Source organism: Faecalibacillus sp. H12 (assembly GCF_013361255.1).
In the GTDB taxonomy this organism is placed as follows: Bacteria; Bacillota_I; Bacilli_A; order Erysipelotrichales; family Coprobacillaceae; genus Faecalibacillus; species Faecalibacillus intestinalis.
Window position 1 is genome coordinate 1 of sequence record NZ_JABWDK010000006.1, and the last position, 18749, is coordinate 18749.

Annotated in this window: 21 protein-coding genes and 1 other annotated feature; of the genes, 1 reads left to right on the forward strand and 20 read right to left on the reverse strand. The window is 29.5% G+C overall.

Annotated features, from left to right (window positions below):
• Positions 1 to 57 precede the first annotated feature (57 nt).
• Both HUU89_RS06310 and HUU89_RS06315 read right to left on the reverse strand, forming a co-directional pair.
• Positions 58 to 504, reverse strand: coding sequence for a DUF523 domain-containing protein (locus tag HUU89_RS06310; protein ID WP_175301294.1), 447 nt, complete (start codon positions 502 to 504; stop codon positions 58 to 60).
• Positions 501 to 1142: an HAD family hydrolase gene (locus HUU89_RS06315; protein ID WP_175301295.1), complete on the reverse strand. Its 642-nt coding sequence runs from the start codon at positions 1140 to 1142 to the stop codon at positions 501 to 503. Before HUU89_RS06315 ends, HUU89_RS06310 begins: the two co-directional genes overlap by 4 nt.
• A 94-nt stretch (positions 1143 to 1236) precedes the next feature.
• Between HUU89_RS06315 and HUU89_RS06320 the strand changes: the two genes are divergently transcribed.
• Positions 1237 to 1431 carry a hypothetical protein gene (locus tag HUU89_RS06320; RefSeq protein WP_032090646.1) on the forward strand — a complete coding sequence of 65 codons (195 nt, stop codon included), beginning with the start codon at positions 1237 to 1239 and terminating at the stop codon, positions 1429 to 1431.
• A gap of 12 nt (positions 1432 to 1443) precedes the next feature.
• Here HUU89_RS06320 and HUU89_RS06325 read toward each other — a convergent pair whose 3' ends face one another.
• The 18 genes from HUU89_RS06325 to murG all read right to left on the reverse strand — a co-directional run bounded on the left by HUU89_RS06325 (position 1444) and on the right by murG (position 18709).
• Positions 1444 to 2193: a DeoR/GlpR family DNA-binding transcription regulator gene (locus tag HUU89_RS06325; RefSeq protein ID WP_175301296.1), complete on the reverse strand. Its 750-nt coding sequence runs from the start codon at positions 2191 to 2193 to the stop codon at positions 1444 to 1446.
• Position 2194: 1 nt separating this feature from the next.
• The gene (locus tag HUU89_RS06330; RefSeq protein WP_175301297.1) at positions 2195 to 2980 is read right to left on the reverse strand and encodes a Cof-type HAD-IIB family hydrolase; all 786 of its coding nucleotides are present in this window, start codon (positions 2978 to 2980) and stop codon (positions 2195 to 2197) included.
• A 109-nt stretch (positions 2981 to 3089) separates the two neighbouring features.
• On the reverse strand, positions 3090 to 4361 hold the full coding sequence (locus HUU89_RS06335) for a D-alanyl-D-alanine carboxypeptidase family protein (protein WP_119363800.1): 1272 nt from the start codon (positions 4359 to 4361) through the stop codon (positions 3090 to 3092).
• Positions 4358 to 5239, reverse strand: a complete 882-nt coding sequence (locus tag HUU89_RS06340) for a DMT family transporter (RefSeq protein WP_175301298.1) — start codon at positions 5237 to 5239, stop codon at positions 4358 to 4360. Before HUU89_RS06340 ends, HUU89_RS06335 begins: the two co-directional genes overlap by 4 nt.
• Before the next feature lie 112 nt (positions 5240 to 5351).
• Positions 5352 to 8090, reverse strand: coding sequence for an isoleucine--tRNA ligase (gene ileS, locus HUU89_RS06345; RefSeq protein ID WP_175301299.1), 2739 nt, complete (start codon positions 8088 to 8090; stop codon positions 5352 to 5354).
• Between the two features lie 39 nt (positions 8091 to 8129).
• Positions 8130 to 8328, reverse strand: a binding site (T-box leader).
• A complete protein-coding gene (locus HUU89_RS06350) occupies positions 8300 to 8743 on the reverse strand; it encodes a DivIVA domain-containing protein (protein ID WP_032090651.1) in 444 nt (147 codons plus the stop codon). It overlaps the preceding feature by 29 nt.
• Before the next feature lie 9 nt (positions 8744 to 8752).
• Positions 8753 to 9511, reverse strand: a complete 759-nt coding sequence (locus HUU89_RS06355; protein ID WP_175301300.1) for an RNA-binding protein — start codon at positions 9509 to 9511, stop codon at positions 8753 to 8755.
• Positions 9512 to 9540: 29 nt separating this feature from the next.
• Positions 9541 to 9981, reverse strand: coding sequence for a cell division protein SepF (locus HUU89_RS06360; protein WP_032090653.1), 441 nt, complete (start codon positions 9979 to 9981; stop codon positions 9541 to 9543).
• Between the two features lie 78 nt (positions 9982 to 10059).
• Positions 10060 to 10302: a PRC-barrel domain-containing protein gene (locus tag HUU89_RS06365; protein ID WP_022001794.1), complete on the reverse strand. Its 243-nt coding sequence runs from the start codon at positions 10300 to 10302 to the stop codon at positions 10060 to 10062.
• A gap of 24 nt (positions 10303 to 10326) precedes the next feature.
• Positions 10327 to 11097 carry a sigma-70 family RNA polymerase sigma factor gene (locus tag HUU89_RS06370; protein WP_317989348.1) on the reverse strand — a complete coding sequence of 257 codons (771 nt, stop codon included), beginning with the start codon at positions 11095 to 11097 and terminating at the stop codon, positions 10327 to 10329.
• 43 nt (positions 11098 to 11140) lie between these two features.
• Complete coding sequence (locus HUU89_RS06375) at positions 11141 to 11836, reverse strand: sigma-70 family RNA polymerase sigma factor (RefSeq protein WP_022001796.1); 696 nt, start codon at positions 11834 to 11836, stop codon at positions 11141 to 11143.
• A complete protein-coding gene (locus tag HUU89_RS14940; RefSeq protein WP_254697711.1) occupies positions 11836 to 12213 on the reverse strand; it encodes a sigma-E processing peptidase SpoIIGA in 378 nt (125 codons plus the stop codon). Before HUU89_RS14940 ends, HUU89_RS06375 begins: the two co-directional genes overlap by 1 nt.
• Before the next feature lie 463 nt (positions 12214 to 12676).
• The gene (gene proC, locus HUU89_RS06385) at positions 12677 to 13450 is read right to left on the reverse strand and encodes a pyrroline-5-carboxylate reductase (protein ID WP_107029559.1); all 774 of its coding nucleotides are present in this window, start codon (positions 13448 to 13450) and stop codon (positions 12677 to 12679) included.
• A gap of 49 nt (positions 13451 to 13499) precedes the next feature.
• A complete protein-coding gene (gene ftsZ, locus HUU89_RS06390) occupies positions 13500 to 14582 on the reverse strand; it encodes a cell division protein FtsZ (protein ID WP_032090657.1) in 1083 nt (360 codons plus the stop codon).
• Positions 14583 to 14601: 19 nt separating this feature from the next.
• Positions 14602 to 15864, reverse strand: a complete 1263-nt coding sequence (locus HUU89_RS06395; RefSeq protein ID WP_032090658.1) for a cell division FtsA domain-containing protein — start codon at positions 15862 to 15864, stop codon at positions 14602 to 14604.
• A gap of 97 nt (positions 15865 to 15961) precedes the next feature.
• On the reverse strand, positions 15962 to 16714 hold the full coding sequence (locus HUU89_RS06400) for a cell division protein FtsQ/DivIB (protein ID WP_175301301.1): 753 nt from the start codon (positions 16712 to 16714) through the stop codon (positions 15962 to 15964).
• A gap of 1 nt (position 16715) precedes the next feature.
• Positions 16716 to 17630 (reverse strand): UDP-N-acetylmuramate dehydrogenase, encoded by a 915-nt coding sequence (murB, locus tag HUU89_RS06405; RefSeq protein ID WP_175301302.1) that lies wholly within the window; start codon positions 17628 to 17630, stop codon positions 16716 to 16718.
• 2 nt (positions 17631 to 17632) lie between these two features.
• Positions 17633 to 18709 carry an undecaprenyldiphospho-muramoylpentapeptide beta-N-acetylglucosaminyltransferase gene (murG, locus tag HUU89_RS06410; RefSeq protein WP_118347318.1) on the reverse strand — a complete coding sequence of 359 codons (1077 nt, stop codon included), beginning with the start codon at positions 18707 to 18709 and terminating at the stop codon, positions 17633 to 17635.
• Positions 18710 to 18749 lie beyond the last annotated feature (40 nt).

Below are 18749 nucleotides of genomic sequence, written 5' to 3' on the forward strand. Positions count from 1 at the left end.
TTCCTCCCCAAATCATTTCTTTAAATACAGGTTCTACCCATAAAATATGTCCCATTTTTACTTTCCTCCATTTATTAATTTTAAAACCTCTGTTACTTCATTTTCACTATAAACTGCAATTCCTTTTTCTTTTAACATCTGTACAAAAATACCATCACCTTCAACAAGCTGATGTGAAAATGTTCCATCATAAATATGATTTTTTCCACAGCTTGGACTTTTAGCTTTTAAAACAGCTATTTTAATATTTTTTTCTAAACATTTATCTAAAGCAATTTTAGCACCTTGTGTATATTCTTTTGTACGATCAATTCCTTTTTGATCAATCACTTTTTCTCCAATAACTTCACAAGGTGTTCTAGGAATTGGTAAACCACCTAAGACTTCTGGACAAAGTGGTAACACTAAACCTTGATCATAAAGTTCCTTTATTTCCTTACAAAGATTATTCTTTCCAGCATATGTACAATTTTCACCAATTAAACATCTCGATACTGCAATCATTTTAGAATGTCCTTAATATCACTTGGTTTAGAAACAGTATAAGTTGCTCCAGCTTGAACAAGTTCTTCTTTTCCTCTAAAGCCCCATTCACACCCTATAGATTTAATTTTAGCATTGATGGCTGTTTCAATATCTACATTACTATCACCAATCATCAATGTTTCATTTTTATTACTTTCCATTAACTGCATAGCTAGTTGTACTAAACAAGGATGTGGTTTTTTTGGTTGATAAACTGTATTTCCAAAAACATACATAAATTTACCAGGAAATAAATGATTTACAATTGTTACTGCATTTATTTTTGGCTTATTCGTTACAACTGCTAATTTATACCCTTGATGATAAAGTTCATCAATTAATTCTTTCATTCCTGAATAAGGTTTTGTATGTTTTAAACAATTTTCTTTATAAATTTCATCAAAACGTGCACGATATTTTCTCACATCTTTTTTATATTTTTCAGGTAAAGCACGCTCTATTAATTTATCAACACCATTTCCTACAAATTGTTTATATGTATCTAAATCATAGGTAGGAAAATGATTTTCTTCCATTAATATATTTGTAGATAAAGCTAAATCTTCTATTGAATCTACAAGTGTTCCATCTAAATCAAAAATCAACGTATTATACATAGACTTCCCCTTTCACTTTATCTAGATTATAGCACAACTTCTATTTATTGTTTATTGGTTTTTGTTATGTTAGAATAGTTCTTGAGGTGAAATTATGAAACAACAACAAAAAGATGTTTTCATGACATTATTAACAGGTTTAGGAGCAGCATTAGGAATCATTACATATTTTTTATGTACATTCCTTTTCCATAAATATGAAACAATTGGTGCTTTATCTATCTTTGGTTTAGCCATGATTTTTAGAGTAATCGGTTATTTTTTTGATAAAATGCTTGCTAAAAAGTAGATTCATACGAATCTACTTTTCTTTTGTATATATTATTTGACATCCTGCTTGTTCTATCTTTTCTCGATAAGTATCAGGTAACCAATCAGCAACAAGAACATCAATATCTTGAAAAGCTAAAGCTTTATAAGAACTTTTTTTATTAAATTTACTATGATCTACAACTAAGCAAACTTTTTGACTTCGACTTGCTACCTTTTTTTTAATCATAGCATCTTCAAATTCTTCAACATAAATACCATCTTCCATCACAGCTGCTGCTGCTACATAAGCTAAATCAAAATAAATTTGATCAATCATATTCAACGTTTGACTTCCATACATATAACGATTCTTTTTAAAGTAAGTTCCACCAATCATCTGACATAAACAATGATTCGATAATATTTCAATATTATCTAAAGAATGACTATAAGCTTCTATATCACTTTCTACATATTGACATAAAGCTGCAACAGTCGTTGAAGTATCAAAAAAGATCACTTTGTTATTTTCAATCAAAGAAACAGCAGTTTTGCCAATTTCATTTTTTATCTCTTCATTTTCTTGTTTTCTTGTTTGATAATTTCCAATTTGATGTACATCATTTAAAGTAATACCACCATGTGTTCTAACAGCTAAGTTTTCACTTACAAGACGAACAATATCTCTTCTTGCTGTATCTCTAGAAATATGAAATTGATCCATAATTTCTTGATTTGTCATTGTATTTTTAGTTTTTAATATTTCTAATATTTTATAAATTCTTTCTTCTTGATACACCTTATTCACCTACTAAATTATCTAATGCATAAACGATTCCATCTTCATCATTAGAAAGCGTATGTGTTGGAATACTTTCTAAAACACCTTGCGCTCCATTAGCCATCGCAAATCCTTTTCCTGTTAAAAGAAGCATATCTAAATCATTATAGTTATCTCCAAAAGAAACTGTTTGATGAAGACCTATTTTCATTTTATCACATAAAAATTGAATTGCATTGGATTTTGATACCGATTCATCCATAATTTCTAAATAAGTATCTTTTGATTTATAAATCTTTAAACCTCTAAATTTTTCTTTTAAGCTCATTTCTAAACGATCAACAATTCCTGCTTCAGCAATCACTAATAATTTATGAACCTTTTTAACTCCATTTAAATCCAATTTTTCAGGTTTTAACCCTGTAATAATACTTTCCTCTTCAATTCCTTCATCTATTTCATCGACCATCCAATGATTCTCAACATAAAAACTAACAGGAATTTGATAATAATATTTAATATATTTATAAAGTCTTTTCGCCATTTCTACTGAAAATCCTTTTGAATAGATAACTTTTTGATTTTCATCTAAAATCAAACCTCCACTATAACTTACCATTGGTGCCTTTATTTGTAATTCATCTAAAAAATAATGCATTCCTTTAGGCATTCTCGCTGAAACAAGAACAAAAGGAATATTTTGTATAGCTAACTGTTGTACTTTCTTTTTTGTTTTTTCACTTATTTGATGTTTTGAATTCAATAATGTTCCATCAATATCACTAAATACGCATTTATAAGTCATATCACTCACCTCTCGCTTATATTATACGTATATATAAGTATATGTCAATATATTTACTTATATATACATATAATAATTAAGCATATATAAGTAAAAAAAGTAGGTTTCCCTACTTTCTACGATTTCTTTGTTGACGTCTTTTTTTACGTCTTTGTTTAATCATGATTTTTCTTACTAATAATAAAACCACAAGAATGATGACAACTGCCATTACACATGGTAAAACAACATTTTTCATTTTTCTCATAAAAACAACAGAACCACTTTCATCTACTGCTTGTGTTGTATTAAGTGAAATTGTTTCTAATTTAGTATCTCGATAATAAACATCCATTGTTCCTGCTTTTTGATCTTTTTTAACAGGAGCTGTTAAATCTTTTAAATGATATTTATATTTTAAATCAGATGGATTGTAATTATTTGGTAAAACAGCTTCGATATCTTTTTCTGTGATGACATCAACTTTATTTGTTTGACCATTTTTTATTTTAACAGAATTCATTTTTGCATCTTTTTTAATAATATTCGCAACTGAATAATGATCTTTTACATAATTACCTAAAGCAAGGGTATCATTTACTGTACAATGATTATAACCATCACTATTTTTAGAAAAGCCAACAACACAAACATAATGATGATCATCAATATTCAATAAACTAGATAAAGTACTTTGCGCTTTACTTGTGTAACCGCTTTTACAGCCTTCAATCATTGATGTATCAATATGGTCTCTTTTACTTTTATAAATAACTTTTTTGACCCATTGATGTTGACCATCACTTGACGTATATTGATATCTATCAAAGACTTCAACAAATTTTTTATTCTTTAAAGCATATTGGGTAATTTTAGCCATATCATAAGCTGTTGTATAATGATCATCATCATGAATTCCTGTTGTATTTACAAAATGAGAATCTTTTAATCCTAATTTGTTTACCAGTTGATTCATTTTTTCAACGAACTTTTCTTGACTACCACACGTATTATTAGCTAGAGCACGACAAGCATCTGCACCTGAAGGTAACATTGCTCCCATCAACATATCTCTATAAGTGACAACTTCTCCGACAGTAAAGTCTGCAGAAGTAGCTCCTGTTTCCCAAACTGTATCTATATCACTTTGAGTAATAGTGGCTGTTTTATCTAAATCATCTAACATTTCAATAGCAACAATACATGTTAAAATTTTTGTAATACTTGCTGGATACATTTTATCATGGGCATTTTTATTGTATAAAACTTGTCCGGTATCTTTATCGATGACAATTCCATATTGTCCTACAATATTGACTTCTTCCCCTTCAGCGAAAACTGGTACGAATGATGTAAAAATCATCATCAATGATAAAGTTATTGTAAGTAATTTTTTAATCATTGTTTTCCTCCCCTATGTAAAAAAGATAACTTTGTTTCTGATATCAAAACCGAAATAAAAATAATCATAAATCCTAATCCAATTTGAAGTGTCATTATTTCTTGTCCAAATAATATGGAAAAGAAAACTCCAAAAACAGATTCTAAGCTTAATAATAATGCTGCTATATTTTCATTAACAAATTTTTGTCCCACATTTTGAAATAAATAACATAATGTAGTTGCAAAAAACGCCAGATATAAGATTTGAAGATAAATACTTGAATCAATATGGAAAACAACTGAAATATCTTCAAATAAAGAGGCTGCTATAAATGAAAAAATAGAAGCAAATGCAAATTGTAAGGCAGTAATAATAATTGGAGATGTCTTTTTCATTGCTTTTTCACACACAATAATATGAACAGCATATAAAAAACCACCAATCAAAGTATAAAGATCACCTAAATTCACCTTTAAGGAACTATCTAAAGAAACAAAACCAACTCCAATAAAACAAAGGATAGCCGCAAATATTTGTGCTTTATCGGGTTTCTTTTTAAAATAAAGCCAACTTAATAAAGGAACAATCGTACAATAAACGGCTGTTAAAAAAGCATTTTTACCAGGTGTTGTCAATTGCAAACCAAATGTTTGAATTGAAAAAGCACTAAATAAGGCTAGACCTGCTAAAAAACCACCTAATAGATCTTGTTTTTTGATTTTTTTTATTTTATTAAAAAATAAAATAGAAATGAAAATTGTACTTAACACAAAACGTATACATAATAGCGTAAATGGAGAAATAAAATCCACAGCATTTTTCATAACGATAAAAGAACTTCCCCAAATAAGATCAGACATTAATAGCATACATTTACCTAATATTTCTTTTTTCATATACTCCCTCACCTACAATCTCGTAAATAATAACACAGTTCGCTTTATTTTTCATTACAAAATTGTTTTTTAAAAAGAAAAGGATGTATCTTTCGATACATCCTGTTATCTGCTATTCAGCTACACGATGAGCTACACTTGCACAACGTGAACATAATTCACCATTCATTTCATCTTCATCGAAATAGTTCCAACATCTTGGACATTGTACACCGTTGAATTTTTCAACTTTAATGTAGCTAGTTTCATATTCTTCTAAAGTTGTATCATCAACTAATTCAACTTTAGCCACAATAAATAATTGTTTTAGATCATCTTTTAAGTTAGCAATATCTTTATATTCATCTTTTAAAGATAATGTTACTTTTGTTTCCATGTTCGATTTAATTAATTTTTCATTTCTTAAACCTTCCATAGATTTTAAAACATCTTTTCTTACTTCCATAAATTTAGAAAAATAAGCTAAAACTTCTTCTTCATTTTCAATATCAAATAATTCATATTTTGGTTCTAAGAAGATAGATTCTGCTTTAGTTTCATCACAATGGAAATGATCATGTAATTCTTCAGCAGTAAATACAAGTACTGTTGATAATAATTTCATCATTGTTTTAGCATGATAATATAAGACAGTTTGAACTTGTCTTCTACGTGGAGAATTTGCATCTTCAATGTATAAGATATCTTTTGTGAAATCCATATAGAATGAACTTAAAGTATTTGTAAAGTAATTTAAGATTTCTTGGTTGGCTGTTGCAAAGTCATAATTTGCATAAGCTTCATCATAAGCTTTCATTAATTCATTTAATTTAGCTAACATATATTGATCAACACCAGGTAAATCTTTGATTTCTACTAAATCACTTGCTTTGAAGTCATTTAAGTTACCTAAAACGAATCTCATGGTATTACGGATTTTACGATATCCTTCAGCCACTTGTTTCATGATTTCATCAGAAATACGAACATCTTGTTGATAAGCAACAGAAGTAGCCCATAATCTTACGATATCAGCACCATATTGGTTAACAAGTTTAATAGGATCTACTGTATTTCCTAATGACTTAGACATTTTATTTCCTTTACCATCTAATACGAAACCATGTGATAAGACAGTTTTATAAGGAGCTTTACCATGAGCAGCAACACCGATAATTAATGATGAGTTGAACCATCCACGATATTGGTCACTACCTTCAAAATAAAGATCTACTGGATAATTAAATCCTCTTTCTACCATCACACCTGTATGTGAACTTCCTGAGTCAAACCATACATCCATGATATCTTTTTCTTTTTTGAAAATACCATTTGGTGAATGTTCATTTGTATATCCTTCAGGTAATAAATCTTTTTCATCTCTTTCAAACCAAACATTTGAACCATGTTCTCTAAATAATTCAGAAATATGATCAAATACTTCTTGTTCAATAATTGGAGTTCCATCTTCACAATAGAAAATAGGAATTGGTACACCCCAAGTACGTTGACGTGAAATACACCAGTCTCCACGATCTCTAATCATGTTATAGATTCTGATGTGTCCCCATTCATTTAACCAGTTAACATTATCAATTTCACTCAATAATTTATCTCTAATTTTATCTAATGAACAGAACCATTGATCAGTTGCTCTAAAGATAATAGGTTTTTTAGTACGCCAATCATGTGGGTAACTGTGTGTGATGAATTCAAGTTTTAATAAAGCTCCAATTTCATCTAATTTCATAGTTACTGTTTTATTAGCGTCATCAACATATTGACCAGCTAACCATTCACCACAATCTTCCATCATACAACCATGTTCATCAACGTTACAATAAGCTGGTAAGTTATATTTTTGACCTACAAAGAAGTCGTCTGCCCCAAATCCAGGTGCAGTATGAACACATCCAGTACCAGAATCAGCTGTTACGTGATCTCCTAAGATAACTAATGATTCTCTATCATATAACGGATGTTGGCATGTAATGTATTCTAATTCAGATCCTTTATAATGATTAACAACTTTGTAATCAGTAATTTCAAATTTAGCCATTAATTCATCAACTAAAGTATCTAAGACAATTAATTTTCCTTTTTCAGTTTCTACTAATGCATAGTTATAAGAAGCATTTAAGCAGATTGCTAAGTTAGCAGGAATTGTCCAAGGAGTAGTTGTCCAAATAACGAAATTAACATCATTATCTAAGACTCCTTTACCATCTTTAACTTGGAATTTAACAAAAATTGTTGGTGATTTGATATCATGATATTCAACTTCAGCTTCAGCTAAAGCAGATTCACTTGATGGTGACCAGTATACTGGTTTTAATCCTTTGAAAATCAATCCATCCATCGCCATTTTAGCGAACACTTCAATTTGTCTTGCTTCAAATTCATGTTGTAATGTTAAATAAGGATGTTTGTAATCCGCAAATGTTCCCATACGGATCAATTGTTCCATTTGTTTATTTACTTGTTCATGAGCATAAGCATCACATTTTTCTCTAAATTTAGCTGTAGGCATTTCTTTACGATTAACACCTAATTTTTGAATAGCATTTTCAATTGGTAAACCATGAGTATCCCATCCAGGAATATATGGTGTATAGAAACCATTCATATTTTTATAACGACAAATAACATCTTTGATGACTTTGTTTAACATATGTCCCATGTGCATATTTCCATTAGCATATGGAGGACCATCATGGAAGACAAAGCTGTCTTTTCCTTCGTTTTGTTGGATAACTTTGTTATACATGTCGTTTTCTTGCCAACGTTCTACATACTTAGGTTCTTTTTTTGGTAAGTTTCCACGCATTTCAAAGTCAGTTTTTGGCATTAATAATGTGTCTTTGTAATTCATTTTTTCTTTCCTCTCTTTAAAAATAAAAAAACACATCATCCTAAGGACGATGTGATCGCGGTACCACCTTAATTCGTATTTTCATACGCTCTTGAAATCTTAACGCGATTAACGTCACCTTCTACTTAATTCAAAGGGCTACTCCAGAGTGATACATTATAATCTTTGTTACTGATTTACACCAACCATCAGCTCTCTTAAAACTCTAATTATAAACTGTCTCCTTCATCGTATTTATCTTCATTAATTAAATTGTAAACTTCAGATTGATCAATAGACTCAAGGATATCTTTTGACATTTTTTCTACCGAAGCTCTAAATTTAACAGCTTGCGCCTTAAAGTCGCTCATCTCACCAGACAACGAACGAACATACTCTAGCGATTCGCTCAGTATCATATTAGCATTCTTTTTCGCTTTGTCAATAAGTTCGCTTGCTTCTTTTAATGCAAGACGTGCAATTTCTTCATTTGTTTGTTCTTGGATGTTTACACGATGCTGCAATAATGATTTTTGATGTTCTAATTGTTGATAATCTTCTTGTAATTTTTTAATTTGATCATTCAACTGTTTTATTTCATTATCTTTTTCATTGATCAATTCATCAACTTGTGACTTATTATAACCAAATACTTGTTTTTTCAATGACATCATGTTCACTCCCTACTTATAAAAATACCCTTCAACCACATAATTATCAGAGCGTGTTTGTTTATTACAATCAACAAACATCACTCTACCATGCTTTTTGAATGATATTATGTCTTTATTATTACATAAATAATTTATTTGTTCAACCGGTTTATGATTAACTTTTACATGACCAGCACGAATAAATTCTGCTGCTTTTTGTCTTGAAATTTTATAAAAAGAAGAAATGATCTTATCTAATCGAAATGAAGATACAATAAATGATTTTACTAAATAATCATTTTTTACTTCTATTTCTTCATCCCATTCAACAAACTTTACTTTACTTCTTTTAATCATTGATAAATGATCTTTTAAATATTCATAAATATGTCGATCAACAGCTAAATAAAAATCTTTGTCTTTTTCAACAATATCTCCAAATAACTCTCTTTTAATTCCTAAAGACATTAAAGCACCTAAAATGTCTCGATGTGTTAATTTTTCAAAATTTTTTGCATAAATAATCTTACAAACAACGATTTCAAAATCTTCCTTTTCTATTTCATAAAAATAAGGAGCAATAATCATTCTTTGACTTTCACTATGAATAAAACCACCATTTTCTAAAACTTGAACTTCATCTTGATGCCCAATAACACTTTTAACAATTGATTGATGATACGGATCTAAAAATTGCGTTAAAATAAGTCTTTGTTTATATTGTACTTGATCCAAATAATCAAGTACCTTTTTTACAAAGACTTCTTCCCCTTTAAAATGTTCCAACATAACTTAAAAAAGTATGGAAACCATACTTTTTAATCTTCTTGTTCATCTTCATCTAAATCAATTGTTCCTGCAACAGAAATATTACGAGGTGTACATAAGAAAATTTTTGGTCCAATTCTTTGAATGTCACCTTCAATAGCGTAAATAACACCACTTAAGAAATCAACAACACGTTTAGCTTGATCTTTTTGTAAACGATGTAAATTAACAACTGTTGCTTTTTTTGTTTTTAAATAATTTGCAATATCTTGAGTTTCTCCAAATGAACGTGGTTCAAATAAAACTAAATGACTATCTTTATTCATATTTAATGATTTCACAGCTTCGCTTGTTTTAGAAAATTTTGCTTGTTCAAATAAGCTTGTTTTAGGTTCAGTATCAACCTCTACAGCATCATAATCTTCAGCAATATCTTCTCCATCCCCATCTTCATCAAAAAACCATTTTTTTACTTTTTCACCGTAACCCATGAAGTCATCCTCCTTTTATTTCCTCAATATTATACCATACATTTATTGATTATCAAAGGTATCAACAAGGAAATCTAGCTAAACCTGTTCAATATTCACTAAAATCACATCGCCTTTTAAAGAAATCACACATTCAATCGGAATAACTAAAACAGGAGGCTCTTTAAAAAAACAAAAAAAATGAAAAAAATTCATTTTTTCGACAATTAAAGCACGTATACATTTTTGACACCAATCTAATTCAATATCCGCAATATACCCTATTTTTTTACCATCATAAACATTAATCACATCTTTTGATTGTAATGATACAAATCTCATACGATCACCCCTATAAAATATGCTTTAGACTAATTTTTTATGTAATTTTTCTAAAGCTTTTTTTTCAATTCGAGAAATTTGCGCTTGTGATACAAAAAGCTCATCTGCTATTTCACATTGCGAATAACCCTGATAGTATCTTTCTTGAATTACTTTCTTTTCTCTTTGATTTAAACAATCAAAGGCATTTTTTAAATCAAGGTGATCATGATAATGTTTCAATGTTTCTGGATCTAGTGAGATAATATCTGATAATGATAATTCATTTTGATCATCATTTCCTACAGCATCTTGGAAAGAAGCAATGCTTTGAGTAGATTGCATTGCTTCTATAATATTTTGTTTTTCAATATTTAAATTTTGTGATAATTCTTGAATCGTTGGTTCTCTTTGATATTGATTTAAATATTTTTCCTTTTCTTTTAAAATAGCATAAGCTAAATCCTTGATTGGTCTAGAAATCTTAACTTGTGTATTATCTCTTAAATAACGTTTCATTTCACCAATGATCAAAGGAACTGCATACGTTGAAAACTGTAATTGATAATTGGTATCAAAATGATCGACTGCTTTTATTAGACCAACGATGCCTACTTGAAACAGATCTTCATAATGATTTGATTTTTGGTAAAATCTTTTCATTAGAGATAACACTAATTTTGTATTAGAAAGAATAATCATTTCTTTACTTTTTTGATCATGATTCTTTTGATAATTTTGAATCAAAGTATATAATTCTTCTTTAGAAAGTGTTTTTTGAATAGGGATAGTGCTCATAAAACTTTCTTTTTCCACAATAATCACCAAAATTAGTGTGGCTTTTTTTGATAAAAATATACTATTTCACTTCATCATAATTTAATTGACTTCTTAATTTTTTTATAATCTTTTTTTCTAATCTAGAAATATAAGATTGTGAAATACCTAATAAATCAGCAACATCCTTTTGTGTCAATTCATCATTATTAGATAAACCATATCTTAAAATCAATATTTCTTTTTCTCTTTCATTTAATTCTTTTAAAGCTTCATAAAAAATTTTCTTTTGATCACTTTTCAACATTTCTTGTTCAACAAGATCATCATCAGTTCCTACGATATCTCCTAATAATAACTCATTACCATCATAATCAATATTTAAAGGTTCATCTAAAGAAATCTCATAACGAATCTTATTATTTTTTCTTAAGTACATAAGTATTTCATTTTCAATACACCTTGAAGCATACGTAGCAAGTTTAATATTTTTATCTGCCTTAAAAGTATTGATTGCTTTTACTAAACCAATTGTGCCAATACTAATTAAATCTTCCAAAGGACAATTGGCGCTATTGTCATATCTTTTAGCAACATAAACAACCAATCTTAAATTATGTTCAATCAATAAATCTCTTGCTTTTTGATCCCCAGAAACTGCTTTTTCAATTATTTCCTTTTCTTGTTGACCTTTTAAAGGAGGCGGTAAAATATCATGTCTTCCTATATAATAAAGATACTGTTTTGTATTTAAAAACTGTCTAATCATTTGCCACATCAAATAATCCCTCCCATCAATTCTTTATTTAATAAACAATCATAATCTAATTCATCCAATACACCTATATAAACATTTCTTAAAGATTGCTTATTTACTAAAACTTGATCAACTAAAATAATATCTATTTTTCTTTTTTTTAAGCCATCAATAATCAATGTATCTAATTGTTGATAAGTATCAATTTTACTTTTTTTAATAAAAATAAGTGGATAACCTAGATAGTTTGCATGATTACCACTATCTAAAAACCCTGAAAGATGATAAATCTTATTATTAAAAATAAGTGTTACATCATATAGATCATCTTTTGGTTTTATTTTTCTTTTTGCATAAATTAAATAAATTGTTTCAATAATTAAAAAAACACATGTCATAACAACAATAACTATATCTTTATAATTTATGGGAGTAATCAAGATTCCGTTGTATATAAATGATTCTTTTATTAGGGTATTGATAAAGAATAGTATTGAAAAATAAACAATTAAAAAAACTGGAAAATATAAGAAAAATTGTTTTTTAAAAATAAATAAAAAAAGGACAATCCAGTATAAAAAACTTATATATGGTAAATAGTCTATATAAATGAGAACAATCGATATATTACTTAAAAAACTCAAGAAAAGGATTTTCAAAAATGACCAATTAATATTAAGCAATAATGAAATCATTTCATAAGTCATGATAAATAAGATACCATTCATACAATAAGTTAATTCAACATAGACCTCCATCTTGCTTACCCCTTTATCATCATATATGATGGCAAGTAAAAAAGATGTCAAAAAAGATTGGACATTTAAAAAAGTATGGACAAAAATCCATACTTTCTACACATTATTTTTTTGAACGATCGATTGCTTCCATCACAGCGTTTCTAAAATTATTTTCTTCTAAAGCCTTAACACCTTGAATCGTAATACCACCTGGAGAACAAACTTGATCTTTTAAAATACCTGGATGTAATTGCGTCTCTTTAACCATTTTTGCACTTCCTAAAACAGTTTGGCTGGCAAGCTTATAAGCCAAATCACGAGGCAAACCATTTAAGACTGCACCATCTGCTAAAGCTTCAATAAACATATAAACAAAAGCTGGTCCACAACCACTTAAAGCACCACCGGCAACCATTTGATAATTTTCAATAAGATAAACCTCACCGATGCTTTCAAACATTGTTTGTACATAATTTAATTCTTCAGCTGTTAAAGTATTGTCTTTTTCAAATAAAGTCGTTCCTTCTAATACCTTAGCTGGTGTGTTTGGCATAATTGTTAAGTGATGTGTTCCCGGTAATAATTCTTCATATTTATCATTTCCATAACCAGCAACAATTGAAACGATCACTTGTTGATCAATGACTGATTTTATTTTTGAAATAACACTTTCTACGACATTTGGTTTGACCCCCATCACCAAATAATCACAATTTTTAACAACGTCTTGTTCACTTGAACATACATGAATACCAAAATCTTGTTCAAACATCATCAGCTGTTGACTATTTATATCATATCCATATACCTCACTACCATCAATAAAATCACTTTTAATAAGACCTTGGCAAATTGTCCCGGCCATATTCCCTAATCCTATAAATCCAATTTTCATTTAAATTTCCCCCTTTATAAAAATGAGCTAACATCGTTAGCTCATCTTATTAAATTCTTCTATTTTTGATAAATGCTGGTGGAAAACCATCATCATCATCTTCGTCATCATCATATGATTCAAAAGTTTGAGGTTCTTCACCTAAAGGTCTTGCTACTGAAGGTTGGACAGTTACTTCTTCCTTTTCTTCCTCGAATCCTGTTGCGATAACAGTAACAATAATTTCATCATCTAAGTTTTCATTAATAGCAATACCTAAATAAGTATTAATGTCATCTCCAACTTCTTGAGTAATTGTTTCAAGAGCAATATTAGCATCATATAATGAAATATTTGGTCCACCTGTAACGTTAATAATAGCGTCTTTAGCACCTGCTACGGAAACTTCTAATAAAGGTGAAGAAATTGCACGTTTTGCAGCTTCTTTTGCTTTATCATCTCCTGATGACATGCCAATACCAATTAACGCATTTCCTCTATTTTTCATAACTGCACAGATATCTGCAAAGTCAAGGTTGATAAATGCAGGAACAGCAATTAAATCAGTAATTGTTTGAACACCTTGTCTTAATACATTATCAGCTTCTCTAAATGCTTCTTGCATTGGACGTCCACCAATTAGTTGTAATAAACGGTCATTTGAAACCACAATAATACTATCTACATTAGAACGTAATTCATCAATACCTTCGATTGCTTGTTTTTTACGTTTCATTCCTTCAAAAGTAAATGGTTTAGTAATAACACCTACTGTTAATGCTCCTAATTCACGAGCAATCTTAGCGAAAACAGGTGCTGCACCAGTACCAGTTCCACCACCCATACCAGCAGCAATGAAAACCATATCTGCACCTTCAAGGGCAGTTCTAATATCTCCTTCAGATTCTAAAGCAGCTTTCTTTCCTACTTCTGGATTACCTCCTGCTCCTAAACCTTTTGTTAAATCTTTTCCTAAAACAATTTTATTTTCTACAGGCGAACGACGTAATACTTGTACATCTGTATTTGCGACAAAGAATTCTACTCCTCTAACGCCTTCTTCAACCATGCGGTTAACAGCGTTGTTTCCTCCGCCACCAACACCGATTACTTTTATTTTTGCAACTTGTTCAAAATCTAATTCTTCGTTCATGATTTACCCTCTCTTTTATCTATTCTTCTTCACCAAAGAAAGTATCTAGTAATCTACTAAATCTTCCAGTTTTCTCTTTTGTATCTTTTACTTTCGTAAGTCCTTTAAATCTCACAGCCATTGTATTAGAAATATCCGGTAAAACAACAGATGTTTCATAAGGACCAAGATATTTAGCACGATCAGACATATAAAAAATCATTCCTACAGAAGAAACAAATGCCATATCTCTAATGCCAATAATATCTGGACGATAAACTCTCACTGGACCTTCTAAAACACGACCAGCAACTTTATCTAGTAGCTCAAGTTCTCCTCCGCCACCAACAATCAGTGTTTCATAATGTTGTCCATTATCGATAACACCCATTTTTTCTTTAATAACATTTAACATATCAACTGCAGCTTCTTCTAAAATACCCGCAAAATCTTTTTGTGTATAATCTTTACGACCATCTGGAAGCTCAGTTGTATGAATAATATCCTCTTGTCCAACAGTATAATCCAAAGAACCATATTTGACTTTATATGTTTCAGCTTGATTCATAGAAATTTGTAAATGTTGAGCAATTGCTCGAGTCAAATTATAACCCCCAACTGAACATACTGTTAAATATTTTAAATATCCATCCTTGTAGAAAGATATTGTTGACGTTTTATATCCCATATCAATAATCAATGCACCTTCTTGAAGATAAACTGCATCAAAAGCTTCCTTTGCACACGCAAAGGCATTGATACAAATATCCATAATTTCTAAACCTGCCTTTTCAACAGCCATAATATATGGATATAAAATCTGTTTTTGTGAAGTAATAATCAATGTATCAATAATTAAATTTCTTGAAGCTTCTCCTATAGGAGGTACTTGACTAATTCCAAAATCACCATTAAAGCGAACTGGTATTACACAAACCACCTCTTCTTCATGAGATTTTTTGAATTTAGTAGAAAGTTTCAAACCTCTTACAATATCATCCTTAGAAATCTTATCATGATCACTAAGTGATACACTACTATTACTTTGATAAAGTTTAGAACGAATAGTAGGGATTGTAAGACCAACTGCTTTGATTTCTCCATCTAGAAAATCATTAGCTTCTTGAACAACTCCTTTGATATCATTTACTAATAAATTTTCATCTTCAATGATGCCTTTTTTTACACCATGACTAGGGACCTTTTTAGAAAAAAGAACATGTAAATTAGAATTGATAATTTCACCAACTAACAATTCAATTGAAGCACTACCTATATCCAATACTGCATAAACTTCATTCATGTCTATCTCCCCTTACTACATATACCATTATATTATCATAAAAGCTACGATATTTAAAGGTTTTAGTTTCAAACACGTAGCTTTTTTCATACACTATTTAATTGTATACATAGACATTTTTTCCTAAATAATCATAGTATTTATAATCAGGATAACTTTGAATAACCAAGTAATAATTTGTTGATGTAAGTTGTTTTTCCATGTCTTCAATACGTACATAAAAAACCTTACCATCATCAAGTTCCAACTTACATTTGGTTTGATCTCTTTCATCAGGTTCAAAGACAATACTAGAGATTTGATTTTGAACAACTGATGGTAATTTGACATATGCTTTCACAAATGATTGGAAATGTTCTTCGTCAAAATTCATCATTTGTGGACAACGTTGTACATAAGAAATCCATTTTTGTTGTTGATCTTGTTCAAAAATTCCATTTTGATCTGCAACATATAAAATATTATTAATATAGCCATATAAAGAAGCATTGTTTTCTTTAATTCTTATCTTTATATTCCCTATCAAATCTTTCGTTACAGTTGCTTTTTCAACAAAGATCATTTTTTCAACCTCTGTTTCAACCTGTTTTTTATTTACTTTAAAAAAATAAGTTTGTTTTGATTTAACCGGTAATCGTTCAATAATCTCTTCAGCAGAAGTCAAATGACATCCTGAAACAGTTATTTTTTTTACTTTAGACATATCTCCAAATAAAAAAATCACTAAAAATATCAAAAACAAAACAATAAGTACAAAATTAATTCTTCTTTTTCTTTTTTTCTTTTTTAATTTATTTCTCATTGTTAGCACTTGATTTTCATCATGTTCATTATACACATACGTTGTCATCCTAAGACTCCCAATTAATAAAACGTACTTCTGGTTTTAATAAAACACCATACTTTTCTTGAACTGTTTTTTGGACATAAAAAATCAAATCATGAATATCCTTAGCAGAAGCATAACCATTATTTACAATAAAGTTAGAATGTTTTGGAGAAACTTGTGCTCCACCAATTTCATAACCTCTAAGACCTGCATCATCAATATATTTCCATGCAGCTGCACCTTCTGGATTTCTAAAAACACTTCCTGCACTTGGTTTATTCCAAGGTTGCGTAGCCATTCTTCTTTCTTTTCTTTTATCTAAAGTTTCATTAATTTCTTCAACACTTTTATTTTCCAAAACAAAAGTAGCTTCCAAGACAATCCATTTAGGATGGTCTTGAATGATAGAATGTCGATATGAAAAATCCATTTCATCTTTAGATAATTCAACTACTTTTAAACATTCATCTAATACTTTTACTGATTTAACAACTTCACTTAAACATGATTTATAGGCCCCTGCATTCATAAAAATACCACCACCGATATTTCCAGGAATTCCTCCCATAAATTCAAAACCACTCAAACCAATTTTAGCACAATCATAAGCAAGTTTAATCATTGTAACACCACATTGGGCAGTTACTTCGCTCCCATTGACATGGTATTGATTCATATCTTCAAGGGAAATAATAATTCCTTCAAAACTTTTATCTGAAAATAATAAATTTGAACCTCTTCCAATAACAAAAAGTTGAATACGATGCTTACGACAATACTTTATCACTTCAATCAACTCATCGACATTTTGAACTTTTATAAATAATTTTGCTGGCCCACCTACACGATAAGTTGTATGTTTATATAACGGTTCATCTTTAAGAACTGTTCCAACATCTAATTGTTTAAGTTCTTCATAATATTTTTCAAACTTCATCATTAGTCTCCTAACATCGAAATAATTTCTTGATACATATCTTCAACTGCATTTGGCTTTCCTAACTTTTTAGCGTTTTCTGTTAAAATTTGAAGTGCAGTTTGATCATTAATAACACTATCAATTGTAGAAATCAATTTTTCTCCTGTTAAATCTTTTTCAAGAATCATTTTAGCAGCATGATTATTTTCTAATTCACGTGCATTATATTCTTGATGATTTGCTGCTACATAAGGACTAGGAATCAAAATAGCTGGTACGCCTAAAGCTGTTAATTCGGCAAGGGTACTGGCTCCTGCACGCGAAACAATAAGATCTGTCGCATGCATTAAAGAAGGCATATCATCAACATAAGGGATGATTTTTACGTTTTCATTTTCATAATCTTTCATTGATTCATAATAAGGTTTTCCAGTAACATAAAGTACTTGATATTCTTTACCAACAAATTGATTCATCGATTCCTTCATCGTTTGATTAACTGTCTGTGATCCTAATGATCCCATAACAATCGTAACAACTTTTTTATTTCTATCTAAACCATATTTATCATAAATATCTTTAGGAACTTCATGGCTGACAACACTTGCACGAGGATTTCCAAGCAATAGAGTTTTTTCTTGAGGAAATTCTTCATACGCTTTTTGATAACAACAAATGATCTTATCTACTTTTTTTATAAGAATTTTATTTGTTAAACCAATAATTGAGTTTTGTTCATGAATCATCGTTTTAATTTTTAAACTTGCAGCAGCTTCTAAAGCTGAAGCACTTGGATATCCACCAAAACCAACAACAATATCAGGATTAAATTTTTTTATAACTTTTTTTGCTTTTCCAATAGATTTAACAAATAACAAAGCTGCATGAGCTTTCTTTAAAGGATTACCCGCTAATCCTTTAACATTTAAACCAACATAATCATATCCAAGTTGGGGAACAACTTGAGATTCCAAACGATCCTTTGTTCCAATAAATAAAAATTTTGAATTTGGATCTTGTTTTTTTATATATTCAACTAATGCAAGAGCAGGGTATAAATGTCCACCTGTTCCTCCAGCAGCAACAACAACTTTCATCTTTACTCACTCCTTAAAGTTTATTATACTCTTTTTCTCT

What these genes read in the sequence shown, in the direction of transcription:
- HUU89_RS06310 (WP_175301294.1), bottom strand. Translation starts at nt 504, where the DNA reads ATGATTGCAGTATCGAGATGTTTAATTGGTGAAAATTGTACATATGCT.
- HUU89_RS06315 (WP_175301295.1), bottom strand. Translation starts at nt 1,142, where the DNA reads ATGTATAATACGTTGATTTTTGATTTAGATGGAACACTTGTAGATTCA.
- HUU89_RS06320 (WP_032090646.1), top strand. Translation starts at nt 1,237, where the DNA reads ATGAAACAACAACAAAAAGATGTTTTCATGACATTATTAACAGGTTTA.
- HUU89_RS06330 (WP_175301297.1), bottom strand. Translation starts at nt 2,980, where the DNA reads ATGACTTATAAATGCGTATTTAGTGATATTGATGGAACATTATTGAAT.
- HUU89_RS06335 (WP_119363800.1), bottom strand. Translation starts at nt 4,361, where the DNA reads ATGATTAAAAAATTACTTACAATAACTTTATCATTGATGATGATTTTT.
- HUU89_RS06340 (WP_175301298.1), bottom strand. Translation starts at nt 5,239, where the DNA reads ATGAAAAAAGAAATATTAGGTAAATGTATGCTATTAATGTCTGATCTT.
- ileS (WP_175301299.1), bottom strand. Translation starts at nt 8,090, where the DNA reads ATGAATTACAAAGACACATTATTAATGCCAAAAACTGACTTTGAAATG.
- HUU89_RS06350 (WP_032090651.1), bottom strand. Translation starts at nt 8,743, where the DNA reads ATGATGTCATTGAAAAAACAAGTATTTGGTTATAATAAGTCACAAGTT.
- HUU89_RS06355 (WP_175301300.1), bottom strand. Translation starts at nt 9,511, where the DNA reads ATGTTGGAACATTTTAAAGGGGAAGAAGTCTTTGTAAAAAAGGTACTT.
- HUU89_RS06360 (WP_032090653.1), bottom strand. Translation starts at nt 9,981, where the DNA reads ATGGGTTACGGTGAAAAAGTAAAAAAATGGTTTTTTGATGAAGATGGG.
- HUU89_RS06365 (WP_022001794.1), bottom strand. Translation starts at nt 10,302, where the DNA reads ATGAGATTTGTATCATTACAATCAAAAGATGTGATTAATGTTTATGAT.
- HUU89_RS06375 (WP_022001796.1), bottom strand. Translation starts at nt 11,836, where the DNA reads ATGTGGCAAATGATTAGACAGTTTTTAAATACAAAACAGTATCTTTAT.
- HUU89_RS14940 (WP_254697711.1), bottom strand. Translation starts at nt 12,213, where the DNA reads ATGACATGTGTTTTTTTAATTATTGAAACAATTTATTTAATTTATGCA.
- proC (WP_107029559.1), bottom strand. Translation starts at nt 13,450, where the DNA reads ATGAAAATTGGATTTATAGGATTAGGGAATATGGCCGGGACAATTTGC.
- ftsZ (WP_032090657.1), bottom strand. Translation starts at nt 14,582, where the DNA reads ATGAACGAAGAATTAGATTTTGAACAAGTTGCAAAAATAAAAGTAATC.
- HUU89_RS06395 (WP_032090658.1), bottom strand. Translation starts at nt 15,864, where the DNA reads ATGAATGAAGTTTATGCAGTATTGGATATAGGTAGTGCTTCAATTGAA.
- HUU89_RS06400 (WP_175301301.1), bottom strand. Translation starts at nt 16,714, where the DNA reads ATGACAACGTATGTGTATAATGAACATGATGAAAATCAAGTGCTAACA.
- murB (WP_175301302.1), bottom strand. Translation starts at nt 17,630, where the DNA reads ATGAAGTTTGAAAAATATTATGAAGAACTTAAACAATTAGATGTTGGA.
- murG (WP_118347318.1), bottom strand. Translation starts at nt 18,709, where the DNA reads ATGAAAGTTGTTGTTGCTGCTGGAGGAACAGGTGGACATTTATACCCT.